Annotated in this window: 17 protein-coding genes; 3 read left to right on the top strand and 14 right to left on the bottom strand. The window is 31.5% G+C overall.

The genetic code is table 11. The annotated features are described in order from the left end of the window. Positions 1 to 10: 10 nt before the first annotated feature. The 7 genes from LQ673_RS01060 to LQ673_RS01030 form a co-directional block, all read right to left on the bottom strand. The gene (locus tag LQ673_RS01060) at positions 11 to 832 is read right to left on the bottom strand and encodes a sulfite exporter TauE/SafE family protein (protein WP_126477217.1); all 822 of its coding nucleotides are present in this window, start codon (positions 830 to 832) and stop codon (positions 11 to 13) included. Positions 833 to 843: 11 nt separating this feature from the next. Beyond that, positions 844 to 1692, bottom strand: a complete 849-nt coding sequence (locus LQ673_RS01055; protein ID WP_204171236.1) for a DUF72 domain-containing protein — start codon at positions 1690 to 1692, stop codon at positions 844 to 846. 260 nt (positions 1693 to 1952) lie between these two features. Next, a complete protein-coding gene (locus tag LQ673_RS01050; protein ID WP_037588831.1) occupies positions 1953 to 2585 on the bottom strand; it encodes an ATP-binding cassette domain-containing protein in 633 nt (210 codons plus the stop codon). Continuing rightward, positions 2582 to 2944, bottom strand: coding sequence for a YxeA family protein (locus LQ673_RS01045; protein ID WP_058591498.1), 363 nt, complete (start codon positions 2942 to 2944; stop codon positions 2582 to 2584). The genes LQ673_RS01050 and LQ673_RS01045 overlap by 4 nt, the downstream gene beginning before the upstream one ends. Then, entirely contained in the window at positions 2944 to 4947 is a 2004-nt protein-coding gene (locus LQ673_RS01040) for a hypothetical protein (protein ID WP_196307677.1), read from the bottom strand. Before LQ673_RS01040 ends, LQ673_RS01045 begins: the two co-directional genes overlap by 1 nt. A 315-nt stretch (positions 4948 to 5262) precedes the next feature. After that, on the bottom strand, positions 5263 to 6516 hold the full coding sequence (locus tag LQ673_RS01035; protein WP_126476591.1) for an N-acetylmuramoyl-L-alanine amidase: 1254 nt from the start codon (positions 6514 to 6516) through the stop codon (positions 5263 to 5265). Between the two features lie 20 nt (positions 6517 to 6536). Further along, a complete protein-coding gene (locus tag LQ673_RS01030) occupies positions 6537 to 6857 on the bottom strand; it encodes a phage holin (protein ID WP_078099932.1) in 321 nt (106 codons plus the stop codon). A 142-nt stretch (positions 6858 to 6999) separates the two neighbouring features. Between LQ673_RS01030 and LQ673_RS01025 the strand changes: the two genes are divergently transcribed. Then, the gene (locus tag LQ673_RS01025; RefSeq protein ID WP_126476592.1) at positions 7000 to 7329 is read left to right on the top strand and encodes a helix-turn-helix transcriptional regulator; all 330 of its coding nucleotides are present in this window, start codon (positions 7000 to 7002) and stop codon (positions 7327 to 7329) included. A gap of 31 nt (positions 7330 to 7360) precedes the next feature. After that, the gene (locus LQ673_RS01020) at positions 7361 to 7825 is read left to right on the top strand and encodes an ImmA/IrrE family metallo-endopeptidase (RefSeq protein WP_126476593.1); all 465 of its coding nucleotides are present in this window, start codon (positions 7361 to 7363) and stop codon (positions 7823 to 7825) included. A 54-nt stretch (positions 7826 to 7879) separates the two neighbouring features. On the opposite strand, the gene dgoD is transcribed toward LQ673_RS01020, so the two are convergent. Genes dgoD through LQ673_RS00995 form a run of 5 tightly spaced genes read right to left on the bottom strand, consistent with a single transcriptional unit; the run spans position 7880 to position 12683 of the window. After that, positions 7880 to 9028, bottom strand: a complete 1149-nt coding sequence (gene dgoD, locus LQ673_RS01015; RefSeq protein WP_126476594.1) for a galactonate dehydratase — start codon at positions 9026 to 9028, stop codon at positions 7880 to 7882. 14 nt (positions 9029 to 9042) lie between these two features. Next, a complete protein-coding gene (locus tag LQ673_RS01010) occupies positions 9043 to 9651 on the bottom strand; it encodes a bifunctional 4-hydroxy-2-oxoglutarate aldolase/2-dehydro-3-deoxy-phosphogluconate aldolase (protein ID WP_316251584.1) in 609 nt (202 codons plus the stop codon). 31 nt (positions 9652 to 9682) lie between these two features. Then, positions 9683 to 10636, bottom strand: coding sequence for a sugar kinase (locus LQ673_RS01005; protein ID WP_126476596.1), 954 nt, complete (start codon positions 10634 to 10636; stop codon positions 9683 to 9685). 21 nt (positions 10637 to 10657) lie between these two features. After that, positions 10658 to 11443 carry an SDR family NAD(P)-dependent oxidoreductase gene (locus LQ673_RS01000; RefSeq protein ID WP_107565548.1) on the bottom strand — a complete coding sequence of 262 codons (786 nt, stop codon included), beginning with the start codon at positions 11441 to 11443 and terminating at the stop codon, positions 10658 to 10660. Positions 11444 to 11462: 19 nt separating this feature from the next. Further along, the gene (locus LQ673_RS00995; protein ID WP_191836567.1) at positions 11463 to 12683 is read right to left on the bottom strand and encodes an ROK family transcriptional regulator; all 1221 of its coding nucleotides are present in this window, start codon (positions 12681 to 12683) and stop codon (positions 11463 to 11465) included. 231 nt (positions 12684 to 12914) lie between these two features. Here LQ673_RS00995 and glcP point away from each other — a divergent pair, with 231 nt between their 5' ends. Then, the gene (gene glcP / locus LQ673_RS00990) at positions 12915 to 14282 is read left to right on the top strand and encodes a glucose transporter GlcP (protein ID WP_126476598.1); all 1368 of its coding nucleotides are present in this window, start codon (positions 12915 to 12917) and stop codon (positions 14280 to 14282) included. A 66-nt stretch (positions 14283 to 14348) separates the two neighbouring features. On the opposite strand, the gene LQ673_RS00985 is transcribed toward glcP, so the two are convergent. Together LQ673_RS00985 and LQ673_RS00980 are read right to left on the bottom strand one after the other, a co-directional pair. After that, a complete protein-coding gene (locus LQ673_RS00985) occupies positions 14349 to 14648 on the bottom strand; it encodes a hypothetical protein (RefSeq protein ID WP_159315262.1) in 300 nt (99 codons plus the stop codon). Between the two features lie 13 nt (positions 14649 to 14661). Beyond that, positions 14662 to 14871 (bottom strand): DUF6007 family protein, encoded by a 210-nt coding sequence (locus tag LQ673_RS00980; protein WP_126476600.1) that lies wholly within the window; start codon positions 14869 to 14871, stop codon positions 14662 to 14664. Positions 14872 to 15536: the final 665 nt, after the last annotated feature.

Here is a 15536-nt window from a genome sequence, read left to right as displayed (position 1 = left end):
ATCCAACTCCTTATAAAACACTTTTTATAATCAAATATATACCTAAGATTAACATTGTAAATCTTAAAATTAAAACGACAGTGTCTGACTTCATTCTACTATTTATTCTTACACCAATTTTTGCACCAAAGTAACTTGAAATAATCAATACAATCGCATGTACCCAAAGTACATTACCTTGCACAATGTGGCTGACAGAACTTGATAAACTTGAGAAGAATATCATCATCATACTTGTACCAACAGCAACATGTGGTGGAAATCTAAATACAATAATCATCAATGGAGTCATCAATGCACCACCACCGATACCGAATAAACCAGTCGTTATACCAACAATAAATGATGAAACAATAGCAACAAACGGTGGTACACCGTATTTATGATGTTCGCCATATCTATCTGTAAAAGATTTTAAATACTTTTCTTGTTGGAAATACTTTATTGGTTTCACACGATTACGTATCATTAATACGATAGAAATAAAGATTAAGAAAATACCAAAGTACAAATTAAATGAATCTAAAGTAAAATACTTACTTAAATATGCACCGAGTAAAGCACCCGGAATGATACCAACTAAGAATATCAATCCATTTTTTACATCAACTTGCTTTGTTTTCAAATAGCCTAATGTTGCTGTTAAACCCGTTGTAATTAAAATGACTGATGATGTACCAATCGCTCTTTGTGGTGTCATACCAGACAATAATTGATGATCTATACCGAAATATACGAGTGACGGAACAATAATAATTCCGCCACCAATTCCAACTAACGCCCCTAATATTGCAGACGATACACCTATAATAATTAACACTAAATATGCCATACCTGTCACCTCTAAAATAATTTAAGTTGCTTAGGCGCTAAACCTTCGTATTCTATATCTAATAACTTTTGGTAAGTTTTGGCATTTTGTGCAGCATGTCCACCAGAATTATTATTAAATACTACATAAACATCTTTCGCTTTATGCTCTAAAATTTTAACTTTATCAGCTAACTCTTTAAGTTCTGCTTCATTATAATTATATAAATATCTGACATCACGCCACTCTTGATCTGTCATATCTTTCTTCGTCCATCCGTTTACATTTCGACCATGATAACGGACGAAAGCAACATCATGCGTAATGCGATTAATAAGTGGTATAGACCCTTCTCCACTCTGCGGTTCATCACAAACACTGTGAATAAATTTCATTTCGGTTAAAAATTCCAACGTATACTCTTTAACATCTTCTTTAAACCAAGTACGATTACGGAATTCGATACAAACGTCAAAATCTTTTAATTGCTCACGTACATAACGTAAATAATTAATATTTTGAGGCTGTAAATCAAACCAAGGTGGAAACTGTACGAGAATCATCGCTAACTTTCCTGATGCTTTCAACGGTGCCATCGAATCTTTAAATAAATTAAATAATGTCATTTTGTCCTCAGCAAAATCAGTTACCTCAGCATGACCTGTTAACGCCTGATGAATCTTAACAACAAACTTAAAATTATTAGGCGTTTCCCGAATCCATTTTTCAATATTTCGTTGCGGTTGAATCGCATAATAAGTTGCATCTAATTCCACAATAGGAAAATGAGCAGCATATGCTTTTAACTTTTCTTTTTTATTAGACAGGTCTTCATATAAAGAATCATGATCTCCCCATCCAGTTAGGCCAATTTTTATCATATCTCATCACCATACTCATCATACCACACAGAGTATTTATAGTTCAGTTTGTTTGATTAAAATTATGTAAAACTATGAATGAGCAGTAAAGAATCGTATGTCGTTCGTTACACTTCTTATACAATCTGTAATTATAAGCCGTCTTAGTTACACTTCCGCCGACTTTTGTTACTAAATTCACCATTCTTTTCAACTCATAAAAAAATAACGGCTATGACAAACTATAATGTCCTAGCCGTTTTAAATGTGTATCAACTCATTCATGTAGCAAGTTGTATATTTCTATCACAATATTTCATAACTTCCTCGTCATGCGTAACAATTAATATAGTAGATTTACCTTTAAATTCTGATAAAAGTTCAAGTATTTTATATTTATTATCATTGTCTAAAGCACCTGTTGGCTCGTCTGCAAAAATGATTAGAGGTTCTTTTAATAGTAACCTAGCAATTGCGACTCTTTGTTGTTCTCCTCCACTTAATGTATAAATTTTAGTATTAAGTGGTTTATTTAATCCTACTTTTTTCATGACATCATTTTTCAATACTTTTTTCTGTGATTTACTCAATTTTTTATAAGTTAGTACGATGTCCAAATTATATTCAATCGTTTCATGTGTGATAAGTGCGTAGTTTTGAAACAAATAGCCTAACTTATTTCGATATAAAAGCATCTTATGTTTACGTTTCATCTTAGTTATGTCATCACCATCAATATAGATAGTGCCACCATCAATTTTTTCTAAGCCACACATACAACCTAATAAAGTAGATTTTCCCGAACCACTTCTCCCAGTTATGGCGACCATTTCACCTTTGTTAATATTCAAACTCAAATCACTAAATAAATTAACACCATTAAATTGTTTTCTTAAATTATTTACACGGATCATTGTTTAATCATCTTCTCATACTCAGATTTACTAATATATTCTATAAAATAAACCCATTTACCTTTGTGATCGATTTTGACATATTGTTCAGAAGGGCTATGACCTTTAAAGTCCAATAGGTAGTTATTTTTATGACCATTTTCATCATAAGATTCAATATCTTTATAATCTTGGATATTTATTATTTCTTGTTTACTTAAATGTTCAGCATCGCTACTATATGGAACCTTAGCATAACTCCACCCTCTTTTAACAAAGGGATTTACTACATCCAATTTTTCATCAATATTTTTCATCGTAAATAAAATTATACAAATAATCATAATGCTTGCTATTAATGTATAAATTAACTTTTTCATTATTGAGTCTCACCTCTTCTTGCATCTTTCAACAAATGATATTCATATCGATTAATAAAAATCATGACAGAAAGTAATTCGAAAAGAATGATTGAAATCATTAATTTGAATGAAATTTCTACAATATCAAAAAAATTCACAATAAATAATGCTATAAATGTAGAAACTAAACTATTTATCACAAAACTTATATGCTTTTTAAAAAAAGAATCTCCATGAATAGTTCTTACAAATATCACTTTTTTCTCTCTATCACAATAAATATTAATAATAAATAGATATACTGAAATTAATATTATGATTCCTAGTATAGAGGTAGTAACAGAAACAAATAGATTACGTTTTATTTTATTATATTCAGTCAATACACTACTATAAGCATTAGTCAAACCTTGAATTTCTGTATCAAACTTATTATTATCTAGTTTACTTTTAATTAGATCATAATCATTAAAGAGCAATAACCCTTGTGATGTAGCAGAACTATAGAAAGAAATTGGATAATAACCTTTAGGTAATATTATTATTACTGGATTATAAGATATAACCTCTTTACTATATACACCTGTACTATAGTTAAATAAATTATAATTATTTTTTATTTTATGAACTTTGATATCTAGATACCTTTCTTTATTAGGAACTTTCTCAATTTCATCATAAAATTCAATCTCTTCTTGTAAATCTTTTTTTATTTTATTTATATTCTCTTTGGAAAAACCATTATCAGGAATTAGTGCTGTAATTTTTGAAAAATCTACTGATTCTTTGTTTTCTATACTAATTTTATTTCTATCAATAAAAGTCTTATTTACATAGATAGCATTATCTAAATCATATTTCTCCCCAGATTTTTTCCAATTATAATGTCTATGAAATGTAAGCATCCAATTCTTTTCAGGAATTTTGTTTAATAAATTTATCACTTCTTGATCTGAATATTTAAACTGTTTCTTACCTGTTTCTATTTCATTTGTTGTCAAATCAGCAATATATAAATCTTTATTCTTAAACCAATGCTTTTCACTGTTAACAATGTCAACCGTTTCTATGTAATTATGTATTGAAATCGATATAACATTGAGTAATGTTAAAGTCACTATTAACTTAATTATATTTGGTAAGTATTGGAACCTATTGCCAACACCTTCAAATTTTATATATTTTTGAATATTAAAAGTTTGTTTAGATACTAACCAGTAAGACATTAGCGATACCATAATCAAAATAATATAAAATATTACTACACAAATTAAATATGACCAAAAGATATATCTGATTTGTGCCAATTGATTATATAAATATAATCCAATAGTTGCCTTTAAAGTTATTATTATGAAATGTGAAACAAAGATTTTCGTAATTTTTAATAATTGTAAAGCTATAATTTTTGACGATGTGAATCCATGTATTCGTTTAATAGACATTTCTTTCACTGAAGCAAGTTGATCATATAAAATAGCTATGAAAATTATTACTAATAAAATTATGAAAGTAGAAGGTAATTGATGGGTACTTATATATTCCAATATTATTAAATGTAATGGAAATTCATAATCTTCAATTGTTAAACCTTTTTCTTCTAATGTTTCATAAAAATCACTCTTGGGATTCTCTTTTATAAAAAAAGTTGTTCCAACCAAATTTACTTTACCCAAAATTTTATTATCTGGTTTTATAATTTGATATTTCTTGTTACGATTAAATGCTTTTTCATTAAAATTAAGTTTCTCGTTCAAATTATATTGAGATAAATATTTAGTTTTACCATTATCATCATAATTCCCATTTACTCGAATCATCGAAATATTATGTTCAGTAGAAAGTTTAACTAATAACCTATTTATTTCTTCTTTATTATGTTTCTTGTCCCACTTTGCTATAACTAATGCTTTGTTGTATCCTGGCAATTTAATATCATCTATATAATTATAAAAATTTAAGAATATAAAAGTTATAATACCGAATATAAGAAATATAGTAGTCTTTGTAATTTTCTTCATTTATAAACTCTCCATAATTGCTATGTTGGATTACTTTCTGCACATATTTTTGCCTCTCCCCTTATCTATATATTAAGTTCAAGTTATTCAAGACGTCTTAAGAATAATATATTTAATTCATAATATTCTGCCAATTACTTTTTATACAGTTTTTTACAATTAAAACCCTCGCTATTTGTTTGTTGATAGCGAGGGTTTTGTGGTATATTTAATTTATTCGGATACCTTACATAATGTTATTTAATGATGGCCGTCATTGTATAATTTTTATGGTTAAGGTATTTTTTTCTGCGTTTTTGTTCATTATTTTGTCTCCTATTTTAATTTCAATACTTGTCCGATTTGTATGACATCTGATGTTAATCCGTTCAATTTCTTTAATGTTGCTACGGTAACGCCTGTTTTTTGACTGATACTCCACAGTGTATCTCCTGCTACGACTGTATATGTTGTTGGCTTCGTATTGAGGGCACCGCCGTTAATGGCTTCTGCTAGTGATTTAGTATATGCATTTAAATTATTTTTAATGTAATTCATATCTTTTGTTGAGGTAATAAATCCTAATTCTACTAATCGGTAATTGATATATTCTGCTTTAGCAACGTTACAATGTAATAGGTCACTTCTTTCTGTAATGCCTCTAACAGTACCTACATGTTTTTTCACTGCTGCTTGTAATGCTGTATCAATACTGTCTGCTGCTAATCCACTTGGAATAATAACATGACCTCCTGTAGCTGATGCGGCTGCTGAATCTAAATGAAATTCTACTACAATTTCATAACCTTGTGATTTCACCCAATATAATCCGTAATCTGTTTTATTTCCGACTTGTTCACCGTATGCTGTGTCTTGATACATATCTTGGTCTTTACCATATATTCCAACTGTATGACCTGCTTGTTTTAAATAATTTGCTACTCTGTCTACGATATTCGCTCTAATAAAATCTCTTTCATTTGTTCCATTTCCTACTGCGCCCGGATCATTATATCCATGTCCTGCTACAATCATAATTTTTCTACTCATTTTAACGGCTCCTTTATTGTTAGATTGATCTAATTTTTGATTAAGTTTGGATATATCATAATTTTCAATTGGCATACCACTGCACACTCTTGTTACTTCTTTAGAAATGTCTTCACCTTTTCGACGTAATTGGATATGCAAATGTTCACTCATCGGATTATTGTCATAATTACTGTTGCCTTGTAAACCAATGATGTCACCTTGAATGACTTTATCACCTTTAGAAAATTGCAATGTATCTCTTTGCATATGTCCGTAAATCCAATCATTGCCATTACTATCTCTAATTTCAATTGTGCCTCCGAAATTACCAAATGGTTCACTTAATATAACTGTTCCACTTGTAACTGCTGGAATTTGATTCGTTTCATTACTATAGACATCAAAAGCTCTATGATAACCACTACAATAGGCATCATAATTTATGCCATCTTCTCTGTAATTTCTGTATCCATAGTTCTTCGGATATTGATTGTACGTTCTTGGGTCAGATGAAATTTCCCATCCTTTTTTAGTTAAATATGTTATAGCTGTTAACATTCAATCATCCTTTCTCATTTTTATTTTTTACCAGATTCTTTTAAGAACTTTTCTTGTTCACGTGATTGATTTGTAAAAATGAATGTGTTTTTCCAAATACCATAAAGCACAAATACAATAGGTATCCCTGTGTTTAATACATTCATCCATGCATTTAACTTTTGAGGGTTCAACCATTCTACCGAAATACCAGATGCATTCAATGCTAAATATAGTGCACCTAAGAACCCACCTATCATTGCGATAAATTGTTTAACTTTGTCTGGATCAATTGGGATTCTGTTATCTTCTTCGGAATAATTCAAATTTACTTTATCTGTTTTGAAGTTCATTTTAACCATGTGTCTCACCTCCTTGGTTACACTATAATATAACTTTTGGTTGACGTCAATAACTTTTAGTTATATTTTTCTGCAAAATTATTGATAAAATATAACTATAGGTTATAATAATAGTATCAATCATATAAGGAGCGGGAAACTTATGGTGTCTCAAAATAAACTCTCTGAACAAATAAGTTTATTAAGAACTAAAAATGGATGGACGCAACAAAAATTAGCAGATGCGTTACAAGTTTCAAAACAATCCATTTCATATTGGGAAACAGGAAGAAAAGCACCAAAGATGAAGAAAATAGAAGAAATGGCAAAGTTATTTGACGTGAGTGTCAGTTATATTTTAGACGGGGAAGCTAAACAATCTTATAACTCTACTGCAGAAACGATTGCCGCACATTTAGATGGAGAATTAACAGAAGAAGAATTGAAGAAAGTATTAGAATATGTTGATTTTCTAAAGCATCAAAACAAATGATTTATTAAATGGATAATATGGTGGGGATAATTTGAATAGATATGAAAAAACACTTATCAATAATGAACACATCGTGATTAAAGAAACAAGTAACCTTCCCAATCAACTGAAAGGTTTATATGTAGATGGATTAATTTTATTGAAAGATAATTTATCTAACAAAGAAAAATTAGAAGTGCTAGGAGAAGAGTTAGCCCATCATGATATATCTTATGGAGATATTCTCGATACAAGTGAATTATGGAAATGGAAATTTGAACATAAAGCAAGAAGATTAGGATTTGAAAAAATTATACCTCTAAAAAGTATTGTGCAAGCATACCAATCAGGTGTCCATAATAAATTTGAACTGAGTAATTATTTAGACGTATCTGAAGGTTATATAGATGAAGCTTTAGAACATTACAAACAAAAATATGGATTAAGCACATGGTATGATCATTATTTAATAAAGTTCAACCCACTTCAAGTTTATGAATATAGAGAAATCAATTAAAGGCTGAGACGTCATTGTCTCAGCCTTTAATCATGTTATAAATATACGTTATATTTACCATTCTGCAATGCTGCCATCTTTATGTCTCCAAATTGGGTTATGCCAATCATGCCCGACTTCCGCCATTTTTCTGACATGTGCTTCATCAATTTCTACACCAAGGCCAGGCTTTTTAGGAATATCTACATATCCATCTTTAAATTCAAATACTTCTTTGTTTGTAATATAGTCTAGAATATCACTGTCTTTATTGTAATGAATGCCTAAGCTTTGTTCTTGAATAAAAGCATTGTGACAAGTTGCATCTACTTGTAGACATGATGCTAAAGCGATAGGTCCAAGTGGACAATGAGGTGCAGCACCTACATCATAAGCTTCTGCCATAGAAATAATTTTTTTACATTCTGTTATACCACCAGCATGTGATAAATCAGGTTGAATGATATCGACAAATCCACTTTCTAAAATAGGTTTGAAATCCCATCTTGAAAATAGTCTTTCCCCAAGTGCTATAGGAATAGTAGTCGTTTGACTAATTTCTCTAACCGCTTCTATATTTTCACTTAACACAGGTTCTTCTATAAACATTGGATTGTATGGCTCTAATTCTTTCGCTAAGACTTTAGCCATTGGTTTATGAACACGCCCGTGAAAATCAATTCCAATACCTAAGTGATTGCCAGCTGCTTCTCTAATGCCAGCTACACGTTGAACAACACTTTCTATCTTGTCATAACTATCTATATATTGTAATTCTTCAGTTGCATTCATTTTGATTGCTTCAAAACCATTTTCAAAAGCTTTTTTAGCAGCGTTCGCAGTATCTTGAGGTCTGTCACCACCAATCCATGAATATACTTTCATAGATTCTCTACATGCCCCTCCTAATAATTCATGAACAGGCGCGTTATAATATTTACCTTTAATATCCCACAATGCTTGGTCTATACCTGAAATGGCACTCATTAAAATTGGACCACCTCTATAAAAGCTACTTCTATACATCATATTCCAGTGATCTTCGATATTTAAAGGATCCTTGCCAATCAACTGTTGCATAAATTCATCAACCGCTGCACCAACAGTTTGAGCTTTACCTTCAATTACAGGTTCACCCCATCCAACGATACCTTCATCCGTCGTAATTTTTAGAAACAACCAACGCGGTGGTACTTGAAACAACTCATAGTCTACAATCTTCATGTTAGCACTCCTCTTTAATGTACTTTGTTATAAAATGCTTGTGCTTTTTGTTCTAGTTCTTCAAAATATGCTTTATTCGTTTCTACTTTCGTATTAACTAAAGCACTTCCTAAACCGACACCAACTGCTCCCGCTTCAATAAAGTCAGTAACATTGTCTATACTCACACCACCTGTTGGTAAAAGTGGAATATGCGGTAATGGACCTTGTAAATCTTTAATATATTCAGGACCTAAACTTGTTGTTGGAAAGACTTTAATAATATCTCCACCGTATTCATAAGCTTCTAAAATTTCCGTTGGTGATAAAGCACCTGGTATACTTACGGCACCGTATTTTTTACTCATGCGAATCGTATCTTTATCTACCGTTGGCGATAATATAAACGTTGCACCACTTAAAATAGCTAACCTTGCTGATTCTGCATCTAAGACTGTACCTGCTCCGACTACAACTTTATCCTTCATTTCATTAGAAATCAGTTCAATAGATTCTAACGCTTTAGGTGAATTCATCGTAACCTCAATCGCTCGAATACCTGCTTTATATAACGTTTCTACGATTGGTAAAATATCATTGGGTTTTGCATTTCGTAAAATTGCGATTAATTTAGTTTCTTTGATTGTTTGTAATGTATCTATTTTAGACGCCTCCTTATCTAATTACATCATCTACATGACCTGTATGCTTCATCTGTTCAATTTCTTCTTTAGTTGGTAAGCCTTCAACATCACCTTTAACCGTTGTCACAAGTGCACCAGCATTACAAGCCTGTTCAGTCGCTTCATGAATGGATAATCCTTCTATAATACCTGCAATTAAACCTGCCGCAAAGCCATCTCCAGCACCAACAGGATCAACCACTTCTATTTCTTTTGAAGCTTTTGCATAACCTGAAATGTCGTTATGTACATAGTAAGCACCTTTACTTCCTAATTTAACAACTACTGTTGATGCACCTAAATTAATAATTTCTTGAGCGATTTCTTCTTCAGATTGTGTATTGAATAAAAATGCCCCTTCACTCGTTCCTGGCAACACAATATCACTTAAAGCGATTAATTGTTTTAATGTCTCTTTCGCTTCATCTTCAGACCATAATTTGAGTCTTAAGTTTGGATCGAAAACAATTTGTAATCCTAATGATTTTGCTGTCGAAATGAGTTTAAATATTGTTTGTTTACAAGATGCACTTAAAGCAGGCGTAATACCTGTGACATATAAATATTTAAATTGAGCGACATAACTTTCATCTATATTTGCTTCAGACATTAGACTAGCTGCTGAACCTTTTCTATAATAATGGACGCGTGTTTGATCTTGTCGAAATTTCTCTTTAAGAAAAATGCCAGTTGACGCCTCAGATATTAATTTTACAGAATCTACATTAATACCTTCACCACGAACAAAATTTAAAATCTTCTGTCCTAATTCATCATTTCCTAATTGACTGATCCAGCCAGTTTTAACACCAAGCTTTTCTAACCCAATAAGCGTATTTGTTTCAGCCCCAGCTATATGCGTTGAAAAGTCTTGAGCATAACGCATTGGTCCTACTTCTTTAGGTGCAAACACAACCATCGTTTCTCCAATAGACAATACATCCATCTTCATGACCCTCCTTATAACTTAATAGCCGTCTGCGTTGTATAAACGTGCAGATAAACCACCATCAATGACTAAGTGTTCACCTGTCATCATTTCAGAATCATCAGATGCTAAATATTGCGCTAATTTACCTATATCTTCTGGTTCATTAATTCTTGATGTCGCGTGTAAATCTAAGACACCTTGTCTCACTTCATCTTCGTTTTCCATTGAATCAAACCAATTTTTTAAATGTGATGTGTTCGTAAATCCAGGACATATCGCATTAACACGAATATTGTATTTACCTAAACTTAATGCCATACCTCTTGTCATCGCATTAACGCCACCTTTAGCTGCAGCATACATATCAGTATCTGGTAAAGTCGCGATTGAGTGGTTTGAAGAAATATTGATAATAGAACCGCCACCTTGTTTCTTCATTTCTGGGATGACATGTTTAGAACATAAGAATGTTCCTCTTAAATCAATATTGATAATAGAATCCCAATCTTCAACTGTTGCTTCTTCAATTGATTTAAACACTGTGATACCTGCATTATTAACAAGTGTGTTGATTTTTCCATAATGATTCACTGTTTCGTTAACCATATTAATAATACTTTCTTCTTTAGATACATCTGTTTCAACAAAGTATGCGTCGCCACCGTTATCGATTATTTCTGCTACTGTTTCTTTACCAAACTCTGGATCAATTGTCGCAACGACTATCTTTGCGCCTTTACTGCCAAGTTGTTTTGCAATACCTTTACCGATACCTTTTCCTGCGCCAGTTACAATAATGACTTGTTCATTTAATTCACTCATTTATAATTCCTCCTTATATTCATTTATTTGGTTTTGGTAATGAGAATATTTCTTCTACAATTAAAGATGCTGCGCCAATCGTGTATAAATCGTCCCCTAAAGCAGAAGTTACGATTGGAGTCCCTTTCGCATCTTCCCCCATTACTTTTAACCGAATGATTGCTTTAATTTCTGGTAGTAAGAGATGACTAATTTTTGTTAAACTACCACCTAATACAATAAATTTTGGTCCAAATAAATTGATTAATATTGCAAAGCCTAAACCAAGATTCCTACCAACTTCTTTAGCAATTTGGACACATAATTCATCGCCTTGATTCACTGCCCCATAAAAATCTTCAATACTTAATTCATCAATTTCAGACTGTACATTTAATATTTGACTTTTAAGACCAATTTTTAATTGACGCTTAATCATTTTTAAAATTGCTGTTTCTGAAGTCAATGTTTCTAAACAGCCATAATTACCGCAAGAACATAATGGACCATCTGGATCTATCGTGACATGTCCAATTTGACCTGTAATATGATGATTGCCTCTTAAAATCGATCCATTATTGATAATACTTGCACCCACACCATAATCCACGATGACCGATATAAAGTTTGTTTCTTCTTTGCCTTGACCAAACCACATTTCCGCAAGTGCTGCACTATTACAATCATTATCAATTAAGACCATCAAGTCTGTTTCAGATTCTAATATCGATTTAATTTCGATATTTCTCCATCCTAAGTTTGGCGCAAAGATATTTGTACCATTTTGAGTATCGACCAATCCGTGCATGCCTACTCCAATACCTAGAACTTCAATTTGTTGCGCTGAATATTCTTCTGCAATTAAACGAATTTCTTGTCCTAAATAAACAATCATGTCATTCGGATCTTTTTGTAAATCCATTTCTATTTGTTTCTCAAATAGGATTTCCGCTCTTAAATTGCTGACAATAATACTCGTTCTATATGCACCAATTTCTAAACCAATCATCACTTTTTTCTCTTTATTAATATCAAGTGGTATAGGTTGTCTGCCTCTAACTTTTCTTTCCATTGCCTTCTCTTCTATCCATTGTTCATCAATTAATATTGAAACAATTTCTGAAACTGAAGGTCTTGATAAGTCAATTTTATTCGCAATTTCTACTCTAGAGATTGGTCCATACTTTTGAATCGTCCTTAATACAAGTTGCTTATTATAATCTTTCATTAAATTAATATTGATCCGAGATGATTGCTTCACGACACCCCTCCTTAACTTTAAGTAAATTAAAATAACTAAATAGAATATATTTATTCATATATTACTTGATTTTCTATTTGAAAAGGCTTACATTAATAATTAAATCAGATTCAAAGTGTAATTACAACTTTTTTAGTTATCTTAAATAATTAAATACCATCAACGAGCTTCAACCTTTTATTTTAACTAAAGTTTCTGATGGCGTTATTCAAATTACATGGGGGTAATAAAATGGAAGCAAGCAATTATAGAACGAAGTTAATTTTCTTCCTAGGTGCTTTAGGTGGATTGCTTTACGGATATGACACAGGTGTTATATCTGGCGCGTTGCTTTTTATAAAAAATGATATACCACTCACAAGTTTCACTGAAGGTTTAGTCGTGAGTTCAATGTTAGTCGGTGCAATATTTGGCTCAGGATTCAGTGGACCACTATCGGATAAACTCGGTCGAAGAAAGCTCGTATTTGTTATTGCGATTGTCTTTATCGTCGGTGCATTAATTCTATCATTAGCACAATCAATGATTATCCTAGTTATAGGTAGATTTATAATCGGGTTAGCAGTCGGCGGCTCTACTGCGATTGTGCCAGTCTATTTATCAGAAATGGCACCTACTGACACGAGAGGTTCTTTAAGTTCATTAAACCAACTGATGATCACAATAGGTATTCTTGCTTCATATTTAGTCAACTATGCGTTCGCAGATATGGAAGCTTGGAGATGGATGGTTGGATTAGCAGTTGTACCTTCTGTCATCTTAATGATCGGTGTTTACTTTATGCCAGAGAGCCCTAGATGGTTACTTGAACATAAAAGTGAAAAAGCCGCTAGAAAAGTTATGGCAATTACAAGAAAACAATCAGAAATTGATAAAGAAATTGATGAAATGAAAGAAATCATTCATATATCAGAAAGTACATGGACAGTCTTAAAATCCGTTTGGCTAAGACCCGTACTTGTTATAGGCTGTATATTTGCACTACTGCAACAAATCATCGGCATTAATGCCATCATTTACTATGCACCAACAATCTTTAGTAAAGCAGGTTTAGGAGATGCAACAGCTATTCTTGGAACAGTCGGCATCGGATCAGTCAATGTAATTGTAACGATATTTGCAATATATATAATGGATAAAATTGACCGTAAAAAACTACTCATTACAGGTAATATCGGTATGGTTTGTTCATTACTTATTATGGCAACACTCGTATGGACAATCGGATTACATTCAACAGTCGGCGCATGGATTATTGTCGCATGTTTAACATTGTTCATTGTTTTCTTTGCATTCACTTGGGGACCAATCTTATGGATCATGTTACCAGAACTATTCCCAATGAGAGCAAGAGGCGCAGCAACAGGTATCGCGACATTATCCTTATCAATAGGTAGCTTATTAGTCGCACAATTCTTCCCACTGCTCACATCAGTAATGGGAATCGAACAAGTATTTCTAATCTTTGCAGTCATCGGTATACTTGCAATGATATTTGTCATTAAATACTTACCAGAAACAAGAGGCAGAAGCCTTGAAGAAATCGAAGTAGACTTAAGAAATAGAACATCATCCGTTACATTATCTAAAATTGATTAAGTCATAGAAAACCCCGTAGAAATTCTACGGGGCCATCTTTATATGGTAGTATTATAAATCCAAAATTCACTTCTTCTCTATCATTATAAATAAGGCATAAAACATTAAGAGTACTGAAATACCTAATATAATAGAAATGATTGATAATATAAAATTAAAATCATAAACTATATCTCCAGCAACAATTAACACTGTTCCCAAAAATAAACAAGTAGCAAATATGTATGAGATTTTAGCTATATTTTCTGGCTTTACTTTATCATGCTCTATAGAAGCAATAATATTTATATTTTTAGATATTGCAACGTATATAGAAATGGTTAAAGAAATTACTAATATACATATATCTAGTATGATATTAAACACTGTCTACCTCCATTTACTTGTTAGCTTTATTCCTTTTATAATCTTTGATTAAGTAAAATAAATGTGAAGCACCTAAGCAACAAAAAATAACTATAACTATATTAACAATTATACATATCATATTCGAATTAGGTAAATACGAAAACAAAAACACAAATGGTATAAAGCATATAATTTCTAGTATTGTTATATTTTTAAAAATTTCTTTTAAGTTATTCAACATTGATCACCTCATTATGATAACCTTGTAAGACTTCATTTTATATTTCCTTAATTTGTAAAAATAATACCACAAACATATAAATAGGTATATATTTTCTATATTAAAAATATCTCCCATCGATTTTGTTAAGTGCTGACGCCTGAGGGAATAGTATGAGTGAGAGACTATAGGCTCGAACCATACCCTAGGCAAGCATGCACGAACAAAATCGAAGATTACTTTATAAACATATTATCTAAAATAGATTAAGAAATAGAAAAACCCTGTATAAGTTCTTACGACTAAGAACTTATACAGGGTTATTTTATCTATAAATATTGTCTTACACAGTTTAATTGGTATTATCCAATTGAACCTTCCATTTCTATTAGAAAGTCTGTTAAATAATTATTTCTGTTATTATAAAACCTTTTATATCAACGTTTTTAAAACTATATATATTTGAGAATTACCCGTTTTCAGACAAAATGGTATCAAAAATGGTATCACTATCTAAAAAAAGAGGCAACCGTCGCAACAGTTAACCTCAAGTACACTCCGCAGATATGTACCTTTACTATGTATAGTATACCATATTTTAGGCATAAAAAATAACCCTACCTAGTTTCCGCTAGATAGGGCCTTTTGACGTCTATGAAATTTGAGAGAGTAACCAAGTAATTACT

The organism is Mammaliicoccus sp. O-M54, from assembly GCF_022386035.1.
GTDB lineage: Bacteria > Bacillota > Bacilli > Staphylococcales > Staphylococcaceae > Mammaliicoccus > Mammaliicoccus sciuri_A.
This window is presented reverse-complemented; position numbering and strand designations above follow the sequence as displayed.